This window comes from Irregularibacter muris (assembly GCF_024622505.1).
Lineage (GTDB): Bacteria > Bacillota > Clostridia > Eubacteriales > Garciellaceae > Irregularibacter > Irregularibacter muris.
Genome location: NZ_JANKAS010000008.1, coordinates 52,875 through 79,204, shown reverse-complemented (window position 1 = coordinate 79,204; position 26,330 = coordinate 52,875). Strand labels below are relative to the sequence as shown.

21 protein-coding genes are annotated in these 26,330 nt (G+C 36.8%); 3 read left to right on the top strand and 18 right to left on the bottom strand.

Annotated elements, in window-relative coordinates; all coding sequences use genetic code 11:
- Positions 1-29: 29 nt before the first annotated feature.
- From NSA47_RS09985 to NSA47_RS09970, 4 genes are all read right to left on the bottom strand, one after another.
- Positions 30-638, bottom strand: coding sequence for a hypothetical protein (locus NSA47_RS09985; RefSeq protein ID WP_257531518.1), 609 nt, complete (start codon positions 636-638; stop codon positions 30-32).
- Complete coding sequence (locus tag NSA47_RS09980) at positions 638-3,400, bottom strand: VWA domain-containing protein (RefSeq protein WP_257531516.1); 2,763 nt, start codon at positions 3,398-3,400, stop codon at positions 638-640. The genes NSA47_RS09985 and NSA47_RS09980 overlap by 1 nt, the downstream gene beginning before the upstream one ends.
- A gap of 518 nt (positions 3,401-3,918) precedes the next feature.
- On the bottom strand, positions 3,919-5,802 hold the full coding sequence (gene htpG / locus NSA47_RS09975) for a molecular chaperone HtpG (protein WP_257531514.1): 1,884 nt from the start codon (positions 5,800-5,802) through the stop codon (positions 3,919-3,921).
- Between the two features lie 355 nt (positions 5,803-6,157).
- On the bottom strand, positions 6,158-6,427 hold the full coding sequence (locus NSA47_RS09970; RefSeq protein ID WP_257531512.1) for a hypothetical protein: 270 nt from the start codon (positions 6,425-6,427) through the stop codon (positions 6,158-6,160).
- Positions 6,428-6,781: 354 nt separating this feature from the next.
- Here NSA47_RS09970 and NSA47_RS09965 point away from each other — a divergent pair, with 354 nt between their 5' ends.
- The 3 genes from NSA47_RS09965 to cuyB are packed head-to-tail and all read left to right on the top strand — an operon-like array spanning position 6,782 to position 10,273.
- On the top strand, positions 6,782-7,972 hold the full coding sequence (locus tag NSA47_RS09965) for a carboxylate--amine ligase (protein ID WP_257531509.1): 1,191 nt from the start codon (positions 6,782-6,784) through the stop codon (positions 7,970-7,972).
- Between the two features lie 29 nt (positions 7,973-8,001).
- Positions 8,002-9,543, top strand: coding sequence for a Mur ligase family protein (locus NSA47_RS09960; RefSeq protein WP_257531507.1), 1,542 nt, complete (start codon positions 8,002-8,004; stop codon positions 9,541-9,543).
- A 40-nt stretch (positions 9,544-9,583) separates the two neighbouring features.
- The gene (cuyB, locus tag NSA47_RS09955; protein WP_257531505.1) at positions 9,584-10,273 is read left to right on the top strand and encodes a cysteate racemase; all 690 of its coding nucleotides are present in this window, start codon (positions 9,584-9,586) and stop codon (positions 10,271-10,273) included.
- Positions 10,274-10,301: 28 nt separating this feature from the next.
- On the opposite strand, the gene rocF is transcribed toward cuyB, so the two are convergent.
- The 14 genes from rocF to NSA47_RS09885 form a co-directional block, all read right to left on the bottom strand.
- Positions 10,302-11,207: an arginase gene (rocF, locus tag NSA47_RS09950; RefSeq protein WP_257531502.1), complete on the bottom strand. Its 906-nt coding sequence runs from the start codon at positions 11,205-11,207 to the stop codon at positions 10,302-10,304.
- A 95-nt stretch (positions 11,208-11,302) separates the two neighbouring features.
- On the bottom strand, positions 11,303-12,121 hold the full coding sequence (locus NSA47_RS09945) for an undecaprenyl-diphosphate phosphatase (RefSeq protein ID WP_257531500.1): 819 nt from the start codon (positions 12,119-12,121) through the stop codon (positions 11,303-11,305).
- Between the two features lie 211 nt (positions 12,122-12,332).
- Positions 12,333-14,609 (bottom strand): ATP-dependent Clp protease ATP-binding subunit, encoded by a 2,277-nt coding sequence (locus NSA47_RS09940; RefSeq protein WP_257531497.1) that lies wholly within the window; start codon positions 14,607-14,609, stop codon positions 12,333-12,335.
- Between the two features lie 146 nt (positions 14,610-14,755).
- Positions 14,756-15,214, bottom strand: a complete 459-nt coding sequence (rlmH, locus tag NSA47_RS09935) for a 23S rRNA (pseudouridine(1915)-N(3))-methyltransferase RlmH (protein ID WP_257531495.1) — start codon at positions 15,212-15,214, stop codon at positions 14,756-14,758.
- Positions 15,215-15,313: 99 nt separating this feature from the next.
- Positions 15,314-16,459, bottom strand: a complete 1,146-nt coding sequence (locus tag NSA47_RS09930) for a S1C family serine protease (protein WP_257531493.1) — start codon at positions 16,457-16,459, stop codon at positions 15,314-15,316.
- Between the two features lie 80 nt (positions 16,460-16,539).
- The gene (locus tag NSA47_RS09925) at positions 16,540-17,328 is read right to left on the bottom strand and encodes an MBL fold metallo-hydrolase (protein ID WP_373370320.1); all 789 of its coding nucleotides are present in this window, start codon (positions 17,326-17,328) and stop codon (positions 16,540-16,542) included.
- A 97-nt stretch (positions 17,329-17,425) separates the two neighbouring features.
- Positions 17,426-18,682: a UDP-N-acetylglucosamine 1-carboxyvinyltransferase gene (murA, locus tag NSA47_RS09920; RefSeq protein ID WP_257531491.1), complete on the bottom strand. Its 1,257-nt coding sequence runs from the start codon at positions 18,680-18,682 to the stop codon at positions 17,426-17,428.
- Between the two features lie 360 nt (positions 18,683-19,042).
- Positions 19,043-19,867: a peptidase MA family metallohydrolase gene (locus tag NSA47_RS09915; protein WP_257531489.1), complete on the bottom strand. Its 825-nt coding sequence runs from the start codon at positions 19,865-19,867 to the stop codon at positions 19,043-19,045.
- A 225-nt stretch (positions 19,868-20,092) separates the two neighbouring features.
- A complete protein-coding gene (locus tag NSA47_RS09910) occupies positions 20,093-20,899 on the bottom strand; it encodes a cyclase family protein (RefSeq protein WP_257531486.1) in 807 nt (268 codons plus the stop codon).
- Positions 20,900-20,969: 70 nt separating this feature from the next.
- Positions 20,970-22,172 (bottom strand): CaiB/BaiF CoA transferase family protein, encoded by a 1,203-nt coding sequence (locus tag NSA47_RS09905; protein ID WP_257531484.1) that lies wholly within the window; start codon positions 22,170-22,172, stop codon positions 20,970-20,972.
- A gap of 76 nt (positions 22,173-22,248) precedes the next feature.
- The gene (locus NSA47_RS09900) at positions 22,249-23,517 is read right to left on the bottom strand and encodes a YlbE family protein (protein WP_257531483.1); all 1,269 of its coding nucleotides are present in this window, start codon (positions 23,515-23,517) and stop codon (positions 22,249-22,251) included.
- A gap of 30 nt (positions 23,518-23,547) precedes the next feature.
- Complete coding sequence (locus NSA47_RS09895) at positions 23,548-23,718, bottom strand: fdrA domain protein (RefSeq protein ID WP_257531481.1); 171 nt, start codon at positions 23,716-23,718, stop codon at positions 23,548-23,550.
- Positions 23,719-23,733: 15 nt separating this feature from the next.
- The gene (fdrA, locus tag NSA47_RS09890) at positions 23,734-25,290 is read right to left on the bottom strand and encodes an acyl-CoA synthetase FdrA (protein ID WP_257531479.1); all 1,557 of its coding nucleotides are present in this window, start codon (positions 25,288-25,290) and stop codon (positions 23,734-23,736) included.
- 18 nt (positions 25,291-25,308) lie between these two features.
- The gene (locus tag NSA47_RS09885) at positions 25,309-26,262 is read right to left on the bottom strand and encodes an oxamate carbamoyltransferase subunit AllH family protein (protein WP_257531476.1); all 954 of its coding nucleotides are present in this window, start codon (positions 26,260-26,262) and stop codon (positions 25,309-25,311) included.
- Positions 26,263-26,330: the final 68 nt, after the last annotated feature.

The following is a 26,330-nucleotide window of genomic DNA, read 5'->3' as shown; positions in this document are numbered from 1 at the left end:
TTTTCTTCTTTATTTTCTGCAATCTCCGGTTAATCCAGCAGCCTTCCTATGGCTTCACCCCAAGCATCCTCTAAAGCTCCACCTTCTGCCTGAATAGCATCGGATAGAACTTCTAGGTGGAAGCTATTCCATAGTGCAGAATCTGTCACCTCCACACTCTCAAGCAAAACAGCGGTTAACTTCCCTGGAAAAACAATTGATCTATGGTAAAAATATCCGTTATCGTATATCCAGTTGTCTTTCCATCCATTAACCAGCTTTAATTTTATGGTACCCCCATTATTTGGAGCAGTTATGGTGAGGATATTGCCACTGGGATGAAGGACGATATTCCCGGGTAGGGTTCCCTCATTTGTTCGGAAGGTAGGCACTAACATGACGCGGATGTAGCCTTCTACGCCATGGACATTTTCATCATTTCGTACCCTTACCTCTTTCCTTGTATTTTTACCCTCTGGCGTAAACTCCTTTGTACTTCCTGGGTCCTCACCATTTTCAATAATGGTGGTGGTCAGTACTCCAGGGGTAAACTGGTTACTCTTGGCTCCAGTTTGGGCGGTGAGTAAGGCTAAGGTGGTGCCTGCTATGATTAGAATAACAGCTAAAGACAAGAAAATAGCCCAGACTTTCTTATTCATTAGTTACCACCTCCTGTAAATTTGTTGATTGCCCAGTCTATGCTGGCAAGCCATTTTATTTCCTTTGATTGATTGACAAAGGAAGTCTTGGCATTCACTTTATTTAGATCTCTATTTCCGTTTTTATCCATACCCAGGGTATCATTCACCTTTGTATTTCCTACTGCATCATATTGCCAAGACCAGTCATCTTTTTCAACAACCTCATAATAGCCCTTTGGTAGGGTAATGATTTTCCCATTATTGGAGCCATTGGTCACTCTAATGGTTTCGTAGAAGGTCTTGGCTAGCTTTGTTTTGCCTATATCTTCATATTGTCTTATTTCAAAAACAAAGCTTTGGTCTGGATTCTCTATCCCTTTAATTGTCTTGCTAATGGTCAGAGTGCCTTTTTTTACCTCTATACTATAGGTACCGGTTTTACTCACCTCTGTTGCCTTGGTGCCAATTGCTGGGTGATAGAAATCCTCATCAGGATTTTGGATATAATCCTTTGGTGTAGCTGTTACGACAAGGGTATAGGTGGTTGTATCCCTTGGCTTGGTATCCTTTGTAAAGTTTTCATTCCAATGGATATTTAGCATTTCACTGGGATATTGGTAAGGAATATTGGTAAGATTTTCTGCTGCCATTTCATCCCTGGCCTCATTTTGACTTTTGGGTATGTTTTCTCCTAAGAATACTGTATCGTTGATATTCTTTATATTTAACCTAAAGGGCACATTTACTAATGGATAGGGGAAGCTACCAATGTTTTGATCTCCGCTATATATTGCGGATAGATTTGGAATGTTCGTGGGTACATTGTTGCCCCCTACAAAATTCTCCTTGGGCTTGAGATATAGAGTCCCTTTAAAGCCCTTCCCCTCCTCTAGGGTGCCTGGTTCAATTTTTGCCTTGATCCATTCTATATAAAGAATATTGTTATCTGATTTTATGGTGCCTGCACCACCATCTACTTTAGCCCCAACCTCTAATCTATTGCCCTCGGCATCAACAACATCAAAGCGTGGGTCTATGTAATCCCTTATGGCTACATCCTCTATGGTTTTTCCTGTTTCCTCGGCTATCCTTTGGAAAATATTATTTAGACTATCATTATCCTCAGCAGTAAAGTAGTATTCATACCCATTGGGATTTGTTGCTGTCTGAGAACTATCATTATCACTGGACACCCATGCCATGTAGCGATGAGCATGATTGCTAACATTTGATGGGAAAATACCAATGGTATATAGGGTTGCTCCGCAACCGGGCTCATTATTAGCTGTCCTCGGTAGATCTACACTATTATTTGGTTTATATCCATTAAAACTTACATCACTGTTTATGGTTCTGCCCCGTTGTCCCTTTAGTGCTGCTGCTTGATTTATAGCAGCAGCTGCATACCTATAGCCATCATTATTGTTAAAGCCTTGATTGCCTGGTTCCCCATCAGTAAACATAATCACTACTCGATTTCTATCGGTAGTATTGTCTCCTTGAAAAATATTCTTAGCTAACCCAAGTCCTTTATTGGAATGGGTTGCACCCTCTGCAGTTAAACCATTAATGGCATTGGTAATTGTGGAGTTTACCGAACCCCCATTTTTCACATTCACCAATCCGCTAGTATGGTTTGTTGTCTCACCGCTAAAGGAAACCACGGCAATCTTACTATCAGGGGATTCCTGGGAAACGGTATGGACAAAATGATTTGCTGCATCCTTTAAAGACTGTAATCTGGTTACTTCGGTTCTTGTATAAAAGGGTTTACCAATTGGATTATCTGGAGCAACCCATCGATCAAGAATAGGCCAAATAATCCATTCCCTTACCCCATCAGATCCTGGCGAACTATCATCTCCGTTTTTATCCCAGCTAACAAACTTTCTATTACTGGAAGAGCCATAATACCAACCACCATAATTATAATTAATGGATTGATAACTACCATTTATCTTTATATAATAAGTTTTACTCGTATCTGGAGCATTGGTTATTTCTGTATATATATTCTCTAGTGTCTCAGTCATACTCCCTGACCTATCCAAAACCAAAACAATATCACTGGGTTTGGTTTTATCTACGATTTTTGATTCTGTGGTTGCGGTTAGATCAAGCTGAAATATTTGTCTACCGTCATGGGTATTCTTAAAAACAGTAGCATTCTTTGTCAGGTTTAAACCTTCTAAGGGCTTTACATAATCTCCTATAATGTCGCTATGTAAACTAGACATTTTTCCACTAGACTTTAGCAAACCAAAGGATTGAATAATAGGTCCTACCCTCAAAGGGGAAGATGCTGGATAGTAGCTTATGGTTTTTTCAGGTTCCTCCTCTAAAACTAGGTCTTCGTCCTGGGGGCTATTTCCTTCTTCCTTGGAAGAATCCTTTGGTTCAATAGATTCTTCTCCTATATGAGAAGTCCCCTCAGATTCTGTATTTTTTCCTTGATCAATAGAGGTTCCCTCTGTTTTTTCCTCTTTTTCCTGTGGGTCTGAAGGATCTTCTTGATTCCTAGGAACTTCCTCTTGCTTTATAGCCGGCTCTGTTTCTTTATCTGAAGCTTTTGATTTGTCTTCAGCTGCTGCATTACTGTCTAGTAGGACTTCCTTGTCATTTTTAACTCCTTCGGGTGTAGCATTGCTTTCAATATTTTGACCTGTAGATTGGGAATGGGTATCCTTTGAACTGGCAAAAATCAATGGGTTCCAGAGGGAAAATATCATAATACAGACTATGAAAAGCGCTACTACACGTACTTTCCTATATCTCTTCATTCTCATGCCTCCTTTCCTTAGCTATATAAAACTCTTTAAACCTAATAGGACATCACCTCATTTATCCATTTTCTCCTGGAATTTTGGTAATAAAATAAGTCCTTTCCTCCTGCAGTGAAATTAAACTCCCCATCTTATAAAAATAAAACTTCCCCATTATTCCTTGAAGCTTGTCTATTATGGTTTATGCCAAGTTTTTCAAAACCATAGATAGATACTATCTTCAATTTCTGACTTTGCCCCTGATCCTTATATAAAGCTCCCTGATCAAATGCCTTGTGCTGTCTATTTTTATAAGATAGCTTTTCCTACCATTTTTTACTATTAGCATTATATACAGTTCTTTTCTTTTTTATTCCTTATAAAAACAGAGATTTAAGACAAATTTTCCTATTCCACAAGAAAAACCACCTTCTCGTTCAAAAAAGGTGGTTTTTCTCTCATTCTCTCTATTATCATTATAGTTTATATTGCAGAAAGGCTTATAGCTCAATGAGCTATAAGCCTTTCTATCTTAATTAGGAAATCATTTGTTTCATCATATCATTACTACGTTTGATAAAGTCTGTCATACGCTCTGGAGAAAGGGGTTGATGACTGAGCATAATTAAATCATATACCTGTTGAGGGATGAGCTTCATTAATTCTGTCTCTTCCTCCCCATGATGAAGCATATATTGAATAAGAGGATGTTTTTTATTTAATACCAATATTTCCTCATTGGGTATCATTCCTGCTTCAAGTCCTCCCATAGCATATCTTTCCATCATTTCCTGCATACGTCTGCTGTCCTCTGATAGGGTGACCATACCTGTTACCTCTTCTGATTTAAGGCTTTCTAATTGTACTTTTATCTCTTCTTTGTTTAATACTTTTTTGAATATATTTGTAAGGGTTTCTGTTTCTTTGGTAATGACTTCTTTATCCTCTGCATCATCCGATTCCTTTAATAAATCTGCTATTTCAGAGTCCACTCTCTTAAAATGAACATGGGTTTTCTTCATCTCCATGTGGGAAATAAAAGCAGCATCAATGGAGTGCTCTAGAGAGAGTACTTCTAGATCATTTTCCCTGAGCATTCTAATGTATTGAGCTTGTTGATTAGAATCATTGGTATAATAAATATTTTTTTCTTCTTGATCTCCCTGTTTTTCTAAATACTCTTCCAGGGTTAAATATTTACCTTCTACCGTTTTATATAGTAGTAGAGATTCTACTCGATCATAAAACTTATCATCCCTTAATACTCCAAATTTAATAAATGGATGAATATCCTCCCAGAACTTCTCAAAGTTTTCTCTTTCTGTTTTAAATAAACTCTTTAATTTATCTGCTACTTTTCTCGTAATATAATCTGATATTTTTCTTGTAAATCCATCATTTTGTAAAAAACTTCTAGATACATTTAAGGGTAAGTCTGGACAATCAATAACACCCTTTAGTAATAATAAAAACTCTGGAATAACTTCTTTAATATTATCGGCCACAAAAACTTGATTATTGTATAATTTAATTTGTCCTTCCATAGGCTCAAATTCCGTATTTAACTTGGGGAAATAAAGAATTCCCTTTAGATTAAAAGGATAATCCATATTGAGATGAATCCAAAATAAAGGCTCTTTAAAGTCCCTAAAGGTATCTCTATAGAAGTTTTTGTAATCTTTCTCGGTACAATCGTTGGGATGCTTTAGATATAGAGGTTGTGTCTCGTTTAGAGCCTTTGGTTCTTCCACAATAATATTGCCTTCTTCATCTTTTTCAGGCTCTTTGCCTACTTCTTCAAAGTAAATAGGATAGGGCATGAAGGAACAATATTTTTCAATGGTGGATTTCACCGTGTATTCATTAAGAAAGTCTTCTCCCTCTTCTCCTAAATGAAGAGTAATTTCCGTACCTCTTTTTCTCCCTTTCCCCTCTTGCATTTCAAATTCAGTACCGCCATCACAATTCCACTTTACTGGTGTAGCCCCTTCTTGATAGGATAGGGTGTAAATTTCCACATGATCAGCTACCATAAAAGCAGAATAAAATCCTAGTCCAAAATGCCCGATGATTTGTTCTTGGTCTCCCTTATCCTTATAGGTCTTTATAAAATCCTCTGCCCCTGAAAAGGCAATTTGATTGATATATTTTTTTACTTCCTCCCCAGTCATTCCAATTCCATTATCAATAAAGGTCAGGGTTTTGGCTTCCTTGTCCAATACTACTTTTATAGAAAAGTTTGTTTCATCCTTTAGATCAATTTCTCCCATGCCATTCAATCTTTTTAACTTAGTAATGGCATCACAGCCATTGGAGATTAGCTCTCGAATAAAAATATCATGGTCGGAATATAACCATTTTTTAATAATAGGAAAAATATTCTCGCTGTGAATAGATAAACTTCCTCTTTCTTTACTCATACAAATATCCTCCTCATTTTTTATAATTTATTATGGGTATGCAATCCTACCTCTTAATAAAAAATACTAAGTATCCTAGGTAGGAGACGCCTCTATGTTTTTACCTAGACCCTATGATCATGAAAGGTAAGTAAAAATCTAGAAGTATTCTCCACCGGTATGATAAGCTACTTCATGATTTAATCTCAAAAGTATTGTAAAATCTCCCTGATTTTAACTTAAGGGAGGGGTATTTTTTATTAAGAGCATTACTCATTCATATGTAGTTTCCTTGGAATTGCCCCTTTTACTCATTTATTCTATAACTTGTACAAAAAATAGTCAATAGAAAATTAGCACTCTCTTTAAGAGAGTGCTAATTTATATAAGCATCTGTTACTTTTGCTACATAGTCATCTAGTCCAGCTTTTGCCAGTATCCTGAGGGACTGTTCTTGATTGTTGGATAATTGAACATGATAACCTTGGGCATCAATACTGTCCAAACTTTCATCCCTTTGTACTGTTATTTCATCCCTCTGTGCAACTTGATAGTCCTCTAAAATGCCAGCTATTCTTTCTTCCACATGTCCTGTAGGACATTCTAGGATTTTAATTCTTTCTATGGCTTGTTCCAATCTATGCATTTTATTTTCCTCCTCAACCCATACTTTCTATTCTATTTTCTCCTTTTATTCATCTTTCATTCCATAAAGGTAAATAATATCCATAAACCCTCTTTCTTAACTCCTGGGCTTATCATCCATATTTATTCTAGTTGTTGATTTTCGTTAGCTCCTTGTTTAGGATTTAGATACATTTGTTACCCTTGATTTATTTCTTTATAGGGGGGTTTATGTTAAAATAGTGTTATTGAAATAATGGACAAGAATGCGGATATTTGATGGGTTTTGACTCATTTACATCTAGTATACTCATTATTTCCATGGAGAATAAAATAATTAAACAGAGTATAGTGAAATAAATAATGGGGTGAAATAATGAAATCTAAAGCAGTAATTCTCGGGGCTAATTATTATATAGGACTTAGTATTATCCGTTGTTTAGGAATTCATGATATACCGGTGGTGGCCGTAGATTATTCTACAAAGGGTAGCTATGCACTACATTCAAAGTATTGCACGGAAACTTTAATCGGTCCTCACTATAAAAAAGATTCTACAGGTTTTTTAAATTTTTTAATTGACTATGGGAAAAAACAAGATAGTCCGCCTGTATTATTCCCCGGCGCCGATCCCTATGTAGAATTTATCGATGAACACTTAAACATTTTAAAAGAATATTACCTAATTCCTCAAACTGAACAAGGCCTATATACAAAGGTAATGAATAAAGAAACTCTTCATGCCCTAGCTGAGAAGCATGGTATGTTGGTACCAGAAACCTTACGACCAAATGAAGAGAATTTCCTACAAAAGGTAGAAGAAATCATTAAGTTTCCCTGCCTAGTAAAACCTACTGACTCACCAGCCTTTGTATCTAAATTTAGAAAGAAACTTTTTAAAGTTTATACTATGGAGGAGTTGCAATCTTCATTACAACTGGCGCAGGATGCCAATCTGGAGGTCATTGTACAACGGATTATTCCTGGCTTTGATGATCATATGTACACCTTTGATGCTTATCTCAATCAAGATGCTAAGGTAACCCATTGGATGACTTGTCAAAAATTTCGCCAGTATCCCATTAATTTTGGTGCCTCTGTCTATACCGGTCAAAGACATGTCCCAGAACTTTATGACATTGGAGCAAAATTCTTAGAAGATATTGGTTTTAAAGGTTTCGCAGAAATAGAATTTAAAAAAGATGCAGAAACAGGAAAGTTTTATCTTATAGAAATTAATGTACGTACTACCAATCTCAATAGCTTATTAGATAAGGCAGGTATAAACATGCCTTATCTGGGCTATAGTGAGTTAACAGGACATCCTGTTAAGCCCTATGCCATTACTCAAGATACAAACCTAGTATTTTGGTATGCCTTTGAAGATTTCTTAGCCGTAAAAAATTATTTAGAAACAGGCCAGTTAAAATTTGGACAAGTCCTAAAATCCTATTTTCAACCTAAGGCCTATGCTATTTGGGATTGGAAGGATCCTAAGCCGGGATTTGTGTTTTTAGGGGACTTATTCGGTAGAGGCTTTAGAAAGATATTCAAGACCAAGGGCTAATCCTGAATAATAGAAAGGAGAGACCAATGATGAAATTATATAAATTGTTAGAATCTATTCAAGTGATCAAATCCTGGAATGAAAAGGATATGGATATTCATGAAATAGCTTATCACTCTAAAAAAGTAAATACTGGAGATTTATTTGTCTGCATAAAAGGCTATCAAACCGATGGTCATCAATATATACTGCAAGCAATTGCCAATGGGGCTGTTGCCATTATTGTAGAGGAGTATCAAGAGGGTTGGAATATCCCTCAATTTCAGGTAAAAGACAGTAGACAAGCTCTGGCTGCTCTTAGTGATTTTTATTATAATCATCCTTCCCAAAAAATGAAGATGATCGGAATTACGGCAACCAATGGAAAAACCTCTACTTCCTTTATGACCAATGTCATATTGGAATCCTGTGGATTGAAAACAGGATTGGTGGGCACGGTTATGGTGAAGTTTGGGGACTATATGGAGCCCTCTGTCTTGACTACACCAGAATCCTTAGACCTTCATCATTATTTTGCCCAAATGCGAGATGAAAATGTGACCCATACAGTAATGGAAGTATCTTCTTCCGCTTTAGAGCTAAATAGGGTTGGAAACGTAGATTTTGATATTGTTACCTTAAATAATATTAGTAGAGAACATATCGATTTACATGGTTCCTTTGAGGAATATTTTCATATCAAATCCAGTTTAATCAGAAATGCTAAAGCACACCAATGGGCTATTTTAAACCTAGATTGCCCTTATTCTGCCTCTTTAGTAGACAAAACTGAGGCTCAAGTGCTTACCTTCGGCGTAGAGAATAAGGAGGGGCATTTATGTTGTACCGATTTGGATTTATCTACTGGTAGAGCTCAGTTTACCGTAGAGATTAGAAAGCCTTTTACAGTAGGAGATATAGAATATAAACCTAAGAAATTTAAAATAAGGTTAGCGGTACCCGGTTATCACTCTGTGTATAATTCTATGGTGGCCATAGCCATTGGATTGCTAAATGGTATTCCTATTCCTAATATGCGAAGAGCTCTTAGTACCTTCAAGGGAGTAGAACGTCGCTTCCAATTTATTTTTGATGAAGACATCAAGATTATTGATGACCATTTTGCCAATACAGGAAATATTGATGTCACCTTAGAAACCTTAAATTTCATGGATTATAATAAATTAAACCTTGTCTATGCCCTCCGAGGAAAACGTGGAGTAACTACCAATAGGGAAAATGCAGAAGCCATTGTGAATTGGGCTGATAAACTAGGCATAAAAGAAGTTATTGCTACCTTGAGTCAATCCCATGTTTCTGAAAAGGATAAGGTAACAAAGGAAGAGTTGGCCATCTTCCAAGAGACCATGAAGAAGGCCGGCATTACCGTTCATTTATATGAGGAATTACCCGAGGCTATAAATTATTCCCTTGCCCACGTGTCTCCTGGAGATGTAGTTCTTTTAGCTGGGTGTCAAGGTATGGACTGCGGTGCCCAATTGGCCTTAGAGCAATTATATAAAAATCGTCCTGACCTTGATCGCGACTTATTATTTGAGCCTTTAGAAAATAGAGTAGCAGGCATTGTCTAATCAATATCCTTTCAGATCTTCAATCACAGGAGGAAATTTTATGAATGATAAGATAATAGGTATTATTGGAGGTATGGGCCCCGAGGCCACAGCAGACTTATATATGAAGATTATTAAAGCAACTAAGGTGAAAAAAGATCAAGATCACTTTCGAGTGATTATCGATAGCAATGCCAAAATCCCTGATCGGACAAAGGCCATTTTAGGCATTGGCCAAAGTCCCGTGGATGCTTTAGTAGAAACGGGAAAAAATTTAGAAAAATCAGATGTAGACATAGCCTGTCTTCCCTGTATAACCTCCCATTATTTCATAGATGAAATACAAGAAAAGCTATCCTATCCTATTATGAATGCCTTGGTAGAGGTAGGAAAATATATCGAGCATGACTATCCCCATGTGAAAAATGTGGGAATATTGGCCACATCCGGCACAGTAAAGACAGGACTATTTTCAAAATATCTGCCGAATATGAATGTCCTTTATCCAGATTCTACTACTCAAGTCCAGAAAGTAATGGAAGCCATATATGGTGATGAGGGGATAAAGAACGGCAATACTGGTGATAAGCCCCTAAATCTTCTAAAGGAAGCCAGTATGGAGCTTATGGATAAAGGGGCGGAACTTATTATATCGGGGTGCACTGAAATTGCCCTAGCACTAAAACCCCATCATTTATCTAGGCCTCTTATTGACCCTATGATGGTGGTGGCCAATGCCATTACAAAATAAAAAAACAGGAGAGCTCTCTCCTGTTTTTTTATTGCTTTTCCTTCATTGTTTTCACCACATAGTCTATTAATTCTATGGATAAATCGGCAGTGGTATCCCCTTTATCTAGAACTGGGTTTAATTCTACCAGATCCATAGAACTCACAAGTCCGGTATCTAAAAGAGATTTAAATATATCTTTCACTTGATCTTCTGTAAAACCATCAGGTATAGGTAATCCTGTCCCGGGAACAAGTTCTCCATCCATGGCATCTAGGTCAAAGCTCATATGTACAGCATCTACATGACTGCCTTTTATCTTCCTGATCATCTTGTCCAACACAGCGGAAAGTCCTTTTTCCTTAATTTCTTCCATGGTGTATAGATTAATATTTTCTTCTTTGGCGAGCATAACTTCTCCCTCATCCAAGTCCCTAACCCCAATAATATGGACATTTTCTGGTTTTACCTTCCTACCTTCAAAATATAAATTCCTGAGGGTAGAATATCCTACGCCCATCGCAGCAGATAAGGGCATTCCATGGACATTTCCCGATGGTGAGGTCTCGGGAGTATTGATATCCCCATGGGCATCTATCCATACTACAGCTATGTTGTCAAAATGTTTACTAACTCCTGATATACTTCCCAATCCTAGGGCATGATCTCCACCAATAACTAATGGAAAATTTCCAGCATGTAAAGAAAGATATACTTGGTGAGCCAAGTTGGTATTGATATCCGCAATTTCCTGTAAATACTTCATTTTACTATGACATATGAACTTGTCCTCATCACAAGCATCAGGAGCATAAATATTCCCTAAATCATAAACCTCCATATGATTCCTAATCACTTCAATTGCGCTCTTTTCTCGTAATTTATCTGGTCCTTTTTCCACACCTTTTCTGTCACAACCGTAAAACAAGGGAACGCCTATAAAATCTATGTTCATTTTTACTCCTCCTCGCATCGCTGATTTTTTTAATAAAACCTCCCATAGGGATGAAAACTTTCATCCCTATGGGAGGTTTTTGCTATTTATTTTATTTATACCATAAAATAGAAATATGCTAATACTATTATTCCAAGGAAAATCCTATAATATCCAAAGGCTTTGAAATCATTTCTTTTGATGTAGCTCAGAAGAAATTTAATCGCTACTATAGATACTAAAAATGCCACTAAAGAGCCTACACCTAAAACAATCCATTCCAGCCCTGTAAAAGCCATGCCTGCCTTTAATAACTTATATCCACTGGCACCAATCATTACTGGTACAGCTAAGAAAAAGGAAAACTCTGCTGCGATTGTTCTAGATGTACCCAATAAAACGGCTCCTAAAATAGTAGCTCCAGAACGGGAAGTTCCTGGGATTAGTGCCAACACTTGAAATAAACCAATACCTATGGCAGTAACATAACTTAATTCATTAAGATCTGTTACATAGGGTCTTTTCCGTCTGTTTTCTACAATGATGAATAATACACCGTATACAATCAGCATCAAAGCAACTGTAGTCGGATTATACAAGGCCTCTTCTATGATATCATCAAATAAAAATCCAATAATACCTGCCGGTATAGTTGCCACCGCAATTTTCATCCATAGACTTATAGTTTCTCGTCTTTCTCTCATTACTTTATGTCTGTCAAAGGGATTTAGTTTTCTAAAAAATAATACAATGACGGCCAATATAGAACCAAATTGAATGACCACAAAAAAAGTACTAATAAATGCAGGGGATAGCTTAAATTTGGCAAACTCCTCTACCAATATCAGATGTCCCGTACTACTCACTGGTAGCCATTCGGTAATCCCTTGTACAATACCAAGGATAATCGCCTTTATAATTTCCATTAATTCCATGTAAGTTCCCTCCTGTTTTGAGTCCTGGAGATATCCTATGTCCTCTAGCATTTTACCTCAAATAGTAAAATATAGACCTACCCCCTATTTTCCTTCACAATTTCATGATGAAACATTCCTTATCTATTTTATAACAAATTAAAGGTTGCTTCCACCTTAATCAATAAAAAAGGTGAGCAAAGAATATTCTAGAATACTCTTTGCTTTTTTCCTATTGTAATTCAATTTTACCTTCTCTCAATGTCACTCGAATATTATCTCCTGCTTGAAATCTTTTTTGTAGGAAGGCTTCTGCGACTTCATCTTCGATATATTCTTGTATGGCTCTTCTCAAGGGACGGGCCCCATATCTTTCATCATAGCCCTTTTTCAATATAAAATCCTTCACATCTTCTGCTACTTCTATGGTCATTTCTTGTTCCTTGGCAGAGTCTAATACTTCCTGCAACATAAGATCGATAATTTGTCGTAATTCTTCTTTAGTAAGTTTGGAAAATACAATGACATTATCCACTCTGTTTAAAAATTCTGGGCGGAAGGTCTCCCTTAGCACTTCTTTCACCCGATTTTCCATGTGCTCATAGCCTTCTTTGTTGAATCCAAAACCACCAGATTTTAAGTGACTACCTGCATTAGAGGTCATGACAATAATGGTATTTTCAAAGAAAGTGATTCTGCCCTGACTGTCAGTAAGTCTTCCATCTTCTAATATTTGTAATAACATATTAAATACATCGGGATGGGCCTTTTCAATCTCATCTAATAGAATGACTGAATAAGGCTTTCTTCTGACTTTCTCTGTGAGTTGCCCTCCATCATCATAGCCTACATACCCTGGAGGAGAACCAATTAATTTGGATACCGTATGCTTTTCCATATACTCTGACATATCAATACGAATCATAGCCTCTTCACTACCAAAGAGTTCTGTGGATAAGGCTCTCACCACTTCGGTTTTCCCCACTCCTGTAGGTCCTACAAAGATAAAAGATGCGGGTTTCTTTTTCTTTCTAAATCCAGAACGATTTCTTCTAATGGAACGGGCCAAATGTTTTACTGCCTCTTCCTGCCCGATAATTCTTTCATGTAGTCTACTTTCTAAATCTAATAATTTCCTGGCTTCTTCCTCTGTAATTTTTTGTACTGGGATATTGGTCCAGGCCTCGATGACATGAGCAATATCCTCTGTGGTAATTTCTCTTTGGCTATTTTCCTCTGTTTCTTGAATTTTATTTTGGATACTAATCTCATCTACTTTGCATTGTGCTGCCTTTTCAAAATCATTATCCAAAGCTGCTTTTTCCTTTTCCTCTTGAATGCTTACCAATTGTTGTCTAAGGGATTCTAATTCTATTAGGCCTTTATTTTTTAGATTAACCCTGGACCCTGCCTCATCGATTACATCAATAGCCTTGTCAGGCAAATACCGATCAGTAATATATCTTTCTGAGAGTTTTACCGCCGTTTCTAAAACTGGATCAGATAATTTTACATGATGATAGTTCTCATAATAATGTCTTATTCCCTTTAATATTTCAATGGTTTCTTCTATAGTAGGCTCTTCCACCAATACAGGTTGAAATCTTCTTTCTAAAGCCGAATCCTTTTCGATATGCTTTCTATATTCCTCCAAGGTGGTAGCTCCCATGATTTGAATGTCGCCCCGGGCTAAAGCAGGTTTTAAGATATTGGCAGCATTCATTACCCCACCATGTACCTCTCCTGCCCCCATAATATTGTGTATCTCATCAATAATCAAAATAATATTCCCACATTCCTGAGCTTCTTTAATAATAGCCTTCATACGCCCTTCAAATTGTCCCCTAAATTGGGTACCGGCCACGATGGCCGTCATATCTAAAAGATAAACCTCTGCATGATAAAGTTTTGCTGGCACTTGTTTTTCTATAATTCTAACGGCCAATCCTTCTGCAATGGCGGTTTTCCCTACGCCAGGCTCTCCAATAAGGATGGGATTATTTTTGCTTCTCCGGTTTAAGATCTGTACGACACGATCAATTTCCTTATTTCTCCCAATGATCCGATCAATCTCACCCTTCTCTGCTCGATCAATAAGATTAATCCCATATTGGTCTAGATGTTTCTTTTTCTTTTTAAATTTTCTACTCTTAGAGGGATTTTCTTGTTTTTCTCTTGTATGGGCATCTGTATTTTTTTGGTTGCTCGTCTCTTGGGCATTTTCCTTATTTAAAAAAGGAAAAGAGTTTTTGATCATGTTCATCAGAGGTAAATTCTCTTCTGAATCTTCTTCCTTATCTACGTCTTCAAACATATTGCCCATTTCTTCAGTTAGCACTTCTAAGTCTTCCTCTGACATTCCTGTTTGTTGCATAAGCTGGTCCATAACGGGTAGGCCCATCTTCTTGGCACATTGCATGCATAAACCCTTCATTTCAGTTTTATCTTTATCCATTTGGGTGGCGAAGATAATCGCCATATTTTTCTTACAAACTGAGCATTTTTTCATCATTTATCCACTCCAAATTTCTATAAATTAAACATCACTATTATCTTATTTATTCTTACTAGTCTATTGTACTACAAATTGTAGTCATTCCAAAAAATCCTGTCTTCTATACTACTTATATCTATTTCCAACATTTTCACAGTCAATCATCTTTTCATCCTATTTCTAGCTAATTGTTCTAAAAGAATAATTCTCATGAGTTGATGAGGAAAAGTCATGGGGGAAAAGGATATTTTTTCATTGGCTTTATTGAGTACTTGAGGTGATAATCCATTAGATCCCCCTATAATAAAAACTATTCCCCCATACCCTTGTTTAGAGATAAAAGATATTCTTTCCTGAAATTTATGAGTGGTATATGTTTTCCCCTTTATATCTAAAGCAATAATATAATCTCTATCTTGAATATGGTCTACTATGTTTTGGCCCTCTTTTTCCTTTACCTTTTCAATTTGGCTTTGGCTATAGTTCTCCGGAGCCTTTTCATCATTAATCTCTAACTCCTCTAATACATGTTGTTTTCTAACCAACTTTTTATAATACTCTACAGCTTCTCTTAAATAATCTTCCTTTAATTTTCCCACCGATATTATTTTTATTTTCATTATGGACAATCCCTTCAAAAGAAAAATAGCAAAGCTACTTCCCTATTATACAAGAAAGAAAAGAAACTCCTTATATAAGGGGTTTCTTTCTCCGGCATGCTATTCACCTTGCTGTAGTGTGATCTTAGCCTCTTTTTCGCTATTGTTCCTAAGATATTTAATACTTACTTCTTCTCCAGGAAGATGTTCATACAGGGCTGTTCGCAATTGTATCATGGTATTTACTTCTTTTCCATCAATGTGGGTAATGATGTCACCTTGCCTAAGGCCTGCCTTATAAACACCACTCTCCCTTTCTATATCCATGATCAAAATACCCTTATCTATTTCAATCTCTTCTTCAACATAGCTGGCGATTTCTCTATCTAGACCTTGTATTCCTAAAATAGAGGGTTTAAACTCACCATATTTTATCACTTGATCAATAATGGGTTTGGCTACATTGATGGGAATGGCAAATCCTAATCCTTCCCCTGTCTGTATCTTAAAGGTATTAATCCCCACGACTTGCCCCTTGTCATTTAATAGGGGACCACCACTATTCCCTGGGTTAATAGAGGCATCCGTTTGAATGAGGTCCTCGACTATATTGCTCTCGGTCATAATACTTCTATTTAATGCACTAATAATTCCCGAAGTGACCGTCCTTTCAAATCTCATCCCTAGGGGGTTTCCAATGGCCAATGCCATTTGTCCTACCTTAATTTGATCAGAATCTCCCAACTCAGCTACTGGTAAATTATTGGCATCAATCTTAATGACACCCAAATCTAGGGTGGCATTAGACCATATTTCTTCAGCCTTTAACTCTCTACCATCCTTTAATTGTACAGTAATTTCCTTGGGATTATCTGTGATGACATGATGGTTGGTTAAGATCAACCCATCGGGGCTAACAATAACCCCCGTTCCAATACCTCCAGTCTCTTTTGATCCCATAAAGATATCCCTTGTAACTTTTATGGCCTGTATGCCCACAACAGCCGGCATGACCTTATCTGCTACTGCTTGGGCCACAGTGATATTTTCTCCCTCTGGATATACAATCTGTTGTTGTCCCGATTGTCCTACCTGATTCGGTAAAACCCCATCTTTGGTAAGCTGGGTGATCCTATGATTCAGATAGAAGGAGGATACAAAGGCCACAATGATCCCCCCAATAATTGCCCCTAGCATGGCTATAGATAGATACTTTAATGTGGAATTTTTCTTCCTTGGTGGCCTATAATCAGGATATTGTTCCATAAATAACACCCCCAAAATAAAAAATTAAATATCAACCCAAACAAAATCATTAGATAATGACTTCCTTTGGGCTGTAGTATTTATAGACAATAAAGAGCACTAATTTGCTCTCTACTGGCAATATCTAATGCGATATCTTTATTTATATTTATTTTGTTTTCCTGCAAAATATTATATACGGTCTGGTAGGCTAGCTCAGGAAAGTTGTTTTCCTTACTTAAATGGGCTAGTAATACCTTTTTTAGTCCTTTTTCTACTAGCTTTACCAAAGCATTGCCTGCACTTTCATTCGAGAGGTGGCCTTGCTCCCCTAGGATTCGTTTTTTTAAATACCACGGATAGGGTCCTACCTTTAACATTTCTTCATCATGATTGGCTTCTAAAATCACCATATCGGATCCCGTAAGCTCCTCTAGAATATCTTTACTAATATACCCCAAATCCGTTGCTATACTTATTTTTTTATTATTTCCATAGAGACAAAATCCTACAGAGTCACAGGCATCATGAGAGGTAGGAAAGGGTTTTATGTGAAAGTCCTTAATATCAAAGGATTTATTGCTTTGAAAATGTTGAATATGTTCTGGGTTTATTTTACCCATTTTTTGCTTTATTTCTTCCCATGTGGATACATTTGAATAAATTGGAATATTATATTTTCGAGATAGGATGCCCACTCCCTTAACATGATCACTATGATCATGGGTAATCAATATCCCATCTAAATCTTCACCATCCACTCCTATTTGTCCCAATCCCTGGGTAATCCTTTTTCCACTTAAACCCGCATCAATTAATACCTTAGTTTTTCCTGATTCTACATATATACAATTGCCACTGCTACCACTGGCAATACTACAGATTTTCATGGTCATAACATCCCCTTTTTTCAAGGTAATTCTTTCTAGGCAAAAAAGAGGCGCGCATTTAATGCACCTCAATGACAAGATTTCATATTTCTTTCTTTTAGGCTTGTATTCTTTTTATATTGCCTCCTAGACTTAGCATTTTCTCTTCTAAGCCTTCATATCCTCGATCGATATGAATCAGGTTACTAATTAGGGTCTCGCCCTCTCCTATCAAGCCTGCAATGACCATAGCTGCACCTGCTCTTAAATCGGTAGCTTGTACCTCTGCACCTGAAAGTTTTTCTACTCCTTCTATAACAGCAACTCTACCTTCTACTTTAATATTGGCTCCCATTCTTTTTAGCTCTCCCACATGACGGAAACGATTTTCCCATATGCTTTCGGTAACAACACTTGTTCCCTCTGCTATGGTTAATAAAACACTCATGGGCTGTTGCAAATCTGTAGGAAAACCAGGATAGGGTAAAGTTTTTAGGTCCACTGACTTTAGACGTTCTTTTCCAATGACCTGTACACTATCATCATATTCTTTTATCACTACACCCATTTCCATAAGCTTAGCGGAAATGGACTCTAAATGATAAGGAATCACATTTTCAATAGTGACATTGCCCTGGGTAGCTGCTGCTGCGATCATATAGGTACCTGCCTCTATTTGATCAGGGATAACCATGTGATCACACCCATGCAATTCCTCTACACCGTTTATTTTTATTACATCTGTGCCTGCCCCTTTAATATCGGCTCCCATAGCATTTAAGAAGTTAGCCACATCAACCACATGGGGTTCTTTGGCGGCATTTTCTATGGTGGTTACTCCCTTGGCCTTTACCGCTGCCAGCATAATATTGATGGTAGCCCCCACACTTATAACATCTAAATAAATCGATGCACCGATTAGCTCCTTAGCTTCTGCCCTTACTACTCCATGTTCAATAGTCACCTTAGCTCCTAGGGCCTCAAAACCTTTAATATGCTGATCAATAGGACGTACGCCAATATTACATCCCCCTGGCAGAGATACCGCTGCCTTTCCAAATCTACCTAACATCGCTCCTAAAAAATAATAAGATGCCCTCATACTACGGGCACTATCTCCCAAAGCTTCATAATTGTTTATGGTACTGGCATTGATCTTCATCTTAGAAAAATGATTATGTTCTACTTCTGCTCCCAATTGTAAAAGGATTTGTTCCAACTGTCTTACATCATTGATCTTGGGTAAGTTTTCGATAAAACAAATATCTCCTGATAAAATTGCAGCGGGTATAATAGCTACCGCGGCATTCTTTGCTCCACTAATTCTTATTTTTCCCTGTAGTTTATTTCCACTCTTTATGAGTAACTTTTCCATTTGTATTCCCTAAAATATATCTAGATATATTTTAAGTACTCACCATCCCTTCGTATGCATATACTTTTTTACTGTAGAATTTTTTCCTTAAATAACTTGTTCATCCTGTCATAAAATCATTTGTTGTGCTAGTTGATCTTGTTTTCCCAAAATCTAAAATATTAGATTTCTCTATTGAAAATCTTTTATTTTCTAACACAGCAGGTTTACATCCTAGTTTTTTATGGTCTCTTTTATCCTCTATTACAATTTTTGTGAATTTTTGCGTCTATTTCCCCTATTGCCCTAATTATAGTGTAAAAATAGGGGATTTCCTTTTTTTATTCTATTTATAATTTTCTATTAAAGTTTACCATAAATTTAACCATGATACCATAGCATAAACTCATTTTCCAATTGATTTTTGCTTTTGCCCAAGATGCTTTGTACAGCTTCATCATAGCTTTTATTTTCTCCCATTTTATCCATAATATTTAAAAGAGCATCCTTTCCATATCTTTCGCTTAAATACTGTATTCTTAAAAATGAAGCTCTATAAGCTGCAAAAGTATCTACTTCATTAAAATGCCTTTCCAGCTGTTCTAAATATAGAGGGGTATCCATGGGGAAACGATATCCTTTCCCCCACTCATAGCCGGTAATACTGTACTCTTGGTATAGAGCTATGCCTTCTGTAAACCATATAGGATGATTTCCTTTGGTTTTTTCTTCTACTAAAAGGTGAGTATATTCATGAAGAATGATGTTTTCTATTTTGTTATTTTCTAGATTTAATTGCCTAGGAGATAGTAAAAATATATTGCCTCCATAATATGCACCTAGAGTTTCTTCTCCTGAAGGCAATCTTAATCCTTTATTCATTTCCATGGAATCTGGATAGATCACCATATTAAACTTTACGGGAGTATCTTGTTTCATATTTTTATTTACGCTTTTTATCATATCCTGGGATGTTTTGATTATATTCTGCATATATTGTCTATCATTCTCTTTATAATAGAAGCTAAATTCATCTGATTGTTCTATTTCATAATCCTCTAATCTATAAATAAGGACATTACTTTGTACCTTCTCTATATGGGTAATCAACCTATTGAGGTTAAAATAGGCCAGTAATAGGGCACTGATTAGAAATAAAAACAAGATGGATTTTTTTCTCCTGTTTATCCTTCCTATTCTTTTCATGTTACTCTTCCCCCTTTTCTATTAGAGTAACTGCCAGCATATATTATACTAAAATATTATGTAAACTTCACTGGTAAAATGAGGGAAATGTGGGAAAATGGATAAAGCAAAGGGGGAGGGTCCCTGCCTAGTAAGACTAACTTTTCTATATCACCTTTTCTATATCACAATAAAAAAATCAGATGGTATAAATACCATCTGATCTCTAATTCGTTATTTGTATTCTTACTTATTGTCAAATCCAACAATACGAGCGATACAGGATTCTCCGCCTTCCCATCTCCATGGGAAAACTCCAATAACCATTCTTCTGCTGGTTAAATCTACAAGATCTCCACCCATACACTCAGCATGGATGATTTCTCCATACTTTTTAGGGAACATTTGAAGGTGCATTGCTTGGTATTGCTCTGGCCATGGATACACTTCATTTAATGTTTTACCATATTTCTTTTGCATATAAGCATCACATGCTGCTGCTTCTTGTGGTTCCCAGTCACGGATTTTAGTATTCATTGGGTGGTCAGCGGATCCACAGTCAACACCAATCCATTTAAGTTCCATTTCATGAGCCCAGTCCATGAAATCTAGAGATGGACCAGGATGTCTTACCATATATCTTTTTTCATCAGCTTCTGGCTCATCCCATGCATATTTACAGTATCCAGTTTTAATGATAAGGATATCTCCTTTTTTCACTTCAACTCTATCCATAATGTCTTGTGGAGTATAGATACCAAAATCTTCAGCCATATCAGATAAGTCTGCAATAGCAGCTGGTCCAACTAATTTTTCTAGTTCTATGGAAGCTAGATCTCTTCCTGCTGTATCAAAATGTAATGGGCCATCTAGGTGAGTACCAACATGGTTTGAATGGGTAACTAACATACCATTAGCTCCATTTGGGGATAATCTCTTGAAGAATTTAACCTGTAATGGCTCATAAGTAGGCCATGGTGGAGTTAAATGACTTAATTTTTGTGATAAATCATACATCTTAACATTTTCGTTCCAAAAACTTTCAATGTTCATATTGAAAATCTCCTTTCAAATTTTAAATATTTATTGATTCCCGGGATAAATCTCCAGGGTTATCACAAGATTATTCTATTACTTTTGTGTCCATTAGTTTTTTTACCCCATCTTCATCCATTCCTAACAGAGATTTTAAAATTTCCTCTGTATGTTGACCAATAGATGGAGCAGGATCCATTGGAACCTCTTGTTCTGCTGGTATAGTAGATAACTTAATTGGGTTACCTGCTACCTTAATTTTTCCAACCTTAGGTTGCTCAACCTCTACTAACATATGTCTTGCCTCAACCTGTGGATCTTTAAATAAATCTTCTACTGTATTGATTGGGCTAGCTGGCACTCCAACCTTGTTTAGAAGTTCCATCCACTCTGCTGTAGTCTTTTGGACAAATATTTCATCGAGTATTGGTTTTAGTATATCATGATTCTTGGTTCTATCGCCATTATTTGCAAATCGAGCATCATCAATTAATTCTTCTCTGCCTACAGCCTTACAAAACTTAGCCCATAGAGCATTGTTTCCTGCAGCTAAAATAGCCCAGGTATCTTTTGTTTTAAAGGTTTCAAAGGGTGTAATAGATGGATGTCTTCCTCCTAGAGGACCTGGTACTTCTTGGGTAGAAGTATAACGGGCAATGGCATTTTCTAAGATGGCTAATTGACCGTCTAGCATAGCTACATCTACTTTTTGACCCTTTCCTGTAAGGTTTCTTCCATAAAGGGCAGACAGAATACCGATAGCTCCAAATAATCCTGCTGTGATATCTCCTACAGAGGTACCTACACGGGTAGGCTCGCCACCTGGTTGGCCAGTGATACTCATAATACCTCCCATACCCTGAACAATCATATCATATGCTGCTCTTTGGGAATAGGGGCCAGAATGTCCAAAACCTGACATAGCGGCATAGATGATCTTTGGATTAACTTCTTTTAATACATCATATCCTAATCCTAATTTTTCCATTGTCCCTGGACGGTAGTTTTCTGTCACTACGTCTACTTCTTTAATTAAATCTAATAAAAGCTTTTTGCCTTCTTCAGACTTTAGGTCAACTGCAATACTTTTCTTTCCTCTGTTAATACTTACGAAATATATACTTTCACCATTGACAAAGGGTCCAAAGGCTCTGGCATCATCTCCACTACCAGGACGCTCAACTTTTATAATCTCGGCACCTAAATTGGCTAATACCATTGTACAATAAGGGCCAGCTAATACTCTGGTTAAATCCAAAACCTTTATACCTTCTAAGGGTTTTTTGGTCAATGGATTCACCTCCTATAATTGTTTTTTATATCTATTTTTAAAATTAGAGGAGGGCAAAAGCCCTGACTCTAAACTTTTAAACTAATCCTTCTTCTTCTAACATCCCTACAAAGGCTTCTAAAGCATCTTCATAGCACTTCATTGGAGGATGTACAATACCTGCTCCTACTTGACCCACACCTGGATCTTTATGAGCAATACCTGTGTTAATTACAGGTCTGATTCCTGTTTCTACTACTTTTCTTATATCAATACCTGTTGCAGTACCTCTGAAGTTTAAGAAAGGCATTGTATATACATTGTTTTCTGCAGCTGTAATTTCATACATAGAAGTTGAATAGTTTACAGCATCTTGTGGAGTACCACCAACGAATTGAACGATAGCTGGTGCAGTTGCCATGGCAAATCCACCAATACCTGTAGTTTCTGTAATAACACTATCTCCAATATCTGGGTTAGCATCGTCTTGAGAATATCCTGGGAAATATAATCCATCGATAAATTCTGCTGGTGCAGTAAACCATCGGTCTCCACCCTCAATACCTGATACTCTGATACCAAATTCAGTACCATTTCTAGCTTGAGTAGTAACAATAGTGCTATAAGGAATACCCTTAGCAGCGTCTAGTGTACATTTACATGCTGGCATAGTCAGGTTAAGAGCAAAGTGGTCATTGGAGTCCATAAACTTTAGTACATCTACAATATCTTTTTTATCAAAGTTTGTTTCAGCTACATAAGGAGCTATGGCTCTAATAAACATTCCTGTACCGGATTTATTTCTATTATGACCTTCATCGCCCATTTGAAGCATTTGAGCAATTAAGGTTTTTAAGTCCATTGGTCCATGAAGTGCAAGAGCTTCCTTCAATACAGGTCCTAATGTTCCTTCCATCCACTTTAATCTATCAATAACTTCTTGTGAATAAGCACCGAATCTTAAAACTTTTCCTAAACCTTCATTCAATGTACAGTAGGCATAGTTTCCATAGTTTTCATTTTTTATGATAAATACAGGCATAGATGGAGACATAACCCCAGCCATAGGTCCTACTGCATCATGATGATGACATGGATCTAATGTAATTTCACCAGATTCTAATAATTTTACGGCTTCTTCTTCATTGGATGCAAGTCCTTCATAAATAAGTGCACCCATCATAGCCCCTCTCATTGGTCCACTGGCATTTTCCCATTTTAGTGGTGGTCCTGCATGTAATAATGTCTTTTCAGTCATTCCAGGCACTGTATCTAATGCAGTTCCGATGCCTACAAGAGTAGGTTGACCATTTAAGATAATCTCCATGGTTTTTTTGTTGGCTTCTTCAATTCTTTGCATTACCATTTGTGTATTCCTCCCAATTGTTTTAATTATTTATTTTAATTTTGAAAGTAAAGACATCATCTTTTTGTTTCCACCTGCTGGTGGCTTCCAGTTCATGATGACGGTTTTGATTTCTTGATCTTTTAGGTCATTTCCAAAGGACTCTAGGCCCATGTTGATGACTTTGAGCTCTTGACCGAACAATTCATTGATTTTGCTCATTTTTTTATCCCTCCACTATTTAATGCTAGAAATTAATTTTTCGCTAAAACGAATGGCTTGTGCATTAGATGGTAATACAATGACACCATTTTCCCTAAGTCTCGCTTCGCACTCTTTTAGATTTTGTGGATCTTCATTGGTTCCACATACAAAGGCTACAAAAGTGATATGACGTCCTTCTTTTTGGGCTAATTCTCTTCCTTGAAGGATTCCTGGTAAGATTTCTCCTACAATGTCTGGGTTTGCTCCATATCCTATAACAAAGTCTAATAGGATTACGGCTACTTCTGGGTCTTTGGCTTCTTTTAAGATAACATCTATTCTTGTTGATGGGTCAATCATTGGATGAGGTTTTCCTACAGTAAACTCATCTTCTCCTAGGTCAAGTACGGTGTGTTCTTTACTTTGGAAGGAGTTTTGTAGTTTGTATTCTTTTTTCAGTGGAATATTGGAATATCCGTCTTTTCCGTTTTCCAGCATAATTTCTAAGGCTTCATAGGCTAGAGTACCCCCAGAGTATAATCCTCTTAGGTATTTTTGTCCCTTAGCATATTTTCCTACTTCCTCTTGGGCTTTTTTCTCTAGTTCTGCTTTGTCTACTGTGAAATCTACTACATCTTTTACTTCTTCTCCTCTAGATAAGGCTACAGCTTTGTAAGCGGTATCTTCTAAAGTAAGTCCTGCATAAGCTCCATGACTTCTTGCTACTTCTGGGTCTCCACCAATAAAGTGTACTACTGCTGGTTTTTCGGATTCTTTTAAAGCACCGAGTACTTTTTCCATAACTTCTTTTGCTGGGGGTTTGGAGATAACCACTATGACTTTTGTTTTAGGGTCATTTTGTAGGGCACGGATGCCATCTAACATCATGATTCCGCCAATTTCTGTTTTCAAGTCACGTCCACCGGTTCCAATGGCTTGGGTAATTCCACTTCCTAATTTCCCTATAATGGCGGATACTTCTTGGATTCCTGTTCCAGAGGCTCCCACCATTCCAATGTCTCCATCTTTTACTACGTTTGCAAAACATAGAGGGATACCATTTAGGATTGCGGTACCACAGTCAGGTCCCATCACCAATAGTCCTTTATCATGGGCGTATTTTTTCAATTCTAATTCTTGGTCCAATGGAACGTTATCACTAAATAACATAACGTGCATATCTTTTTCTAAGGCTTTTCTTGCCTCAGCTGCCGCATATTCTCCAGGAATGGAGATAACCGCTAGATTTGCATCAGACATGGTTTTATAAGCAGAATCAAAAGTTGGTGGTTTGTAATCCCCTGCTTGATCCTCTGCTTTTTTATTTAATAACTCATCTACTTTTTCTACGGCATGATTAAAGGCTTCTTCACTTTCTGCGTCTACGGTAATGTAGAAATCATTGTTTGTTAATTCTTCAATCTCTGGTGTTAATAGGTTTAAGTTGCCACTTAGTTCTTTGTTTAGATCTGTTGCCATACCTACTAATACTTCTTTTACACCAGGTACATTCTTTACTTCTTTAGTAATAATCATCAATGTTACAGAATCATAATATGTGTTTTTCTTTACTTGCACATGTACTGCCATGTTTTTCCTCCTTTATACTTATACATAATAGTTGTAGATGATAAAAGCTCCTAATAATAAGCCCACCATTGTATCTGTTCCTGAAGTGGAACCTAAGTTAATGGCCTCTTGTACCGCTTTTTCTAGATCTTTTTTATTCTCTGAAGTAACTAGAGCTATACATAACTCTTTAATAGGTCTTGCGAACTCACCTCTGGTGGCTGCAATGAGCATTTGCTGACTTACCAATGTGGTTTGATTTGTAATTTCTTTGATAAGGCCATCCTTGAGATAGGAAATAACCTTTAAATCCTCCTGGCAATATTGGCCTACATAGTAGAGAGCTGCCATCATACCCACCAGCAGATCATCTGCTGAAGGGGTTAATCCAGGACCAAATCCTACAATTCTCTTTAACATATTTTGGATTAGGGATTTTTCTTTTTCAACAATCCCGTACATCAGTTCTTTTATTCTTGGGGCTATAAACTCGCTGTAATGATTACCCGAAAAATCTTTTCCCAATTCTTGATAATTATAGAACTTTATAACCTCAGGATACTCAAAAACTAGGGGGCCTATTCCGTAAAAATTTCCCTGTTCAATCAAGACTCTTAGAACGATACGAAGATTATTTTTTAATTGGGCTTTTCCCAATCTGTGTTGAAAATCAGTGACCAATGAGGGATCCCAGCTAATGGTATTTTGGAGATTAATATGAAAAGCTCCTACCACACTTCGAATTCTCTCTCGATTTATGATCACTTTCATTCCTTGCTGTAAAGATAAGCTTTTCATTGTTTGTCCAGCTGCTAAATCTAGAGAAATGCTATAAGGATTATCTCCATATTTACTTGAAATCAACCCAATCAAATTATTGTCAGCTAGTTGAATGTTACAAGCTTGATCAAAAACTGAATGAATAAATCCTTCTACGGTTTTATCATCAATTATTTTCTCTACCCTAGTACTTATACTAACCGCATTTATCATTTTATTTCATCCCTTATCTTTGCTGTGATTACCTCATCTCTCTTATTATTAAATTCTATTTTTTAGAT

Bases quoted from the DNA above. Each gene is read 5' to 3' on its own strand.
- NSA47_RS09985 (WP_257531518.1), bottom strand. From the start codon at position 638: ATGAATAAGAAAGTCTGGGCTATTTTCTTGTCTTTAGCTGTTATTCTA.
- NSA47_RS09980 (WP_257531516.1), bottom strand. From the start codon at position 3,400: ATGAAGAGATATAGGAAAGTACGTGTAGTAGCGCTTTTCATAGTCTGT.
- htpG (WP_257531514.1), bottom strand. From the start codon at position 5,802: ATGAGTAAAGAAAGAGGAAGTTTATCTATTCACAGCGAGAATATTTTT.
- NSA47_RS09970 (WP_257531512.1), bottom strand. From the start codon at position 6,427: ATGCATAGATTGGAACAAGCCATAGAAAGAATTAAAATCCTAGAATGT.
- NSA47_RS09965 (WP_257531509.1), top strand. From the start codon at position 6,782: ATGAAATCTAAAGCAGTAATTCTCGGGGCTAATTATTATATAGGACTT.
- NSA47_RS09960 (WP_257531507.1), top strand. From the start codon at position 8,002: ATGAAATTATATAAATTGTTAGAATCTATTCAAGTGATCAAATCCTGG.
- cuyB (WP_257531505.1), top strand. From the start codon at position 9,584: ATGAATGATAAGATAATAGGTATTATTGGAGGTATGGGCCCCGAGGCC.
- rocF (WP_257531502.1), bottom strand. From the start codon at position 11,207: ATGAACATAGATTTTATAGGCGTTCCCTTGTTTTACGGTTGTGACAGA.
- NSA47_RS09945 (WP_257531500.1), bottom strand. From the start codon at position 12,121: ATGGAATTAATGGAAATTATAAAGGCGATTATCCTTGGTATTGTACAA.
- NSA47_RS09940 (WP_257531497.1), bottom strand. From the start codon at position 14,609: ATGAAAAAATGCTCAGTTTGTAAGAAAAATATGGCGATTATCTTCGCC.
- rlmH (WP_257531495.1), bottom strand. From the start codon at position 15,214: ATGAAAATAAAAATAATATCGGTGGGAAAATTAAAGGAAGATTATTTA.
- NSA47_RS09930 (WP_257531493.1), bottom strand. From the start codon at position 16,459: ATGGAACAATATCCTGATTATAGGCCACCAAGGAAGAAAAATTCCACA.
- NSA47_RS09925 (WP_373370320.1), bottom strand. From the start codon at position 17,328: ATGAAAATCTGTAGTATTGCCAGTGGTAGCAGTGGCAATTGTATATAT.
- murA (WP_257531491.1), bottom strand. From the start codon at position 18,682: ATGGAAAAGTTACTCATAAAGAGTGGAAATAAACTACAGGGAAAAATA.
- NSA47_RS09915 (WP_257531489.1), bottom strand. From the start codon at position 19,867: ATGAAAAGAATAGGAAGGATAAACAGGAGAAAAAAATCCATCTTGTTT.
- NSA47_RS09910 (WP_257531486.1), bottom strand. From the start codon at position 20,899: ATGAACATTGAAAGTTTTTGGAACGAAAATGTTAAGATGTATGATTTA.
- NSA47_RS09900 (WP_257531483.1), bottom strand. From the start codon at position 23,517: ATGGTAATGCAAAGAATTGAAGAAGCCAACAAAAAAACCATGGAGATT.
- NSA47_RS09895 (WP_257531481.1), bottom strand. From the start codon at position 23,718: ATGAGCAAAATCAATGAATTGTTCGGTCAAGAGCTCAAAGTCATCAAC.
- fdrA (WP_257531479.1), bottom strand. From the start codon at position 25,290: ATGGCAGTACATGTGCAAGTAAAGAAAAACACATATTATGATTCTGTA.
- NSA47_RS09885 (WP_257531476.1), bottom strand. From the start codon at position 26,262: ATGATAAATGCGGTTAGTATAAGTACTAGGGTAGAGAAAATAATTGAT.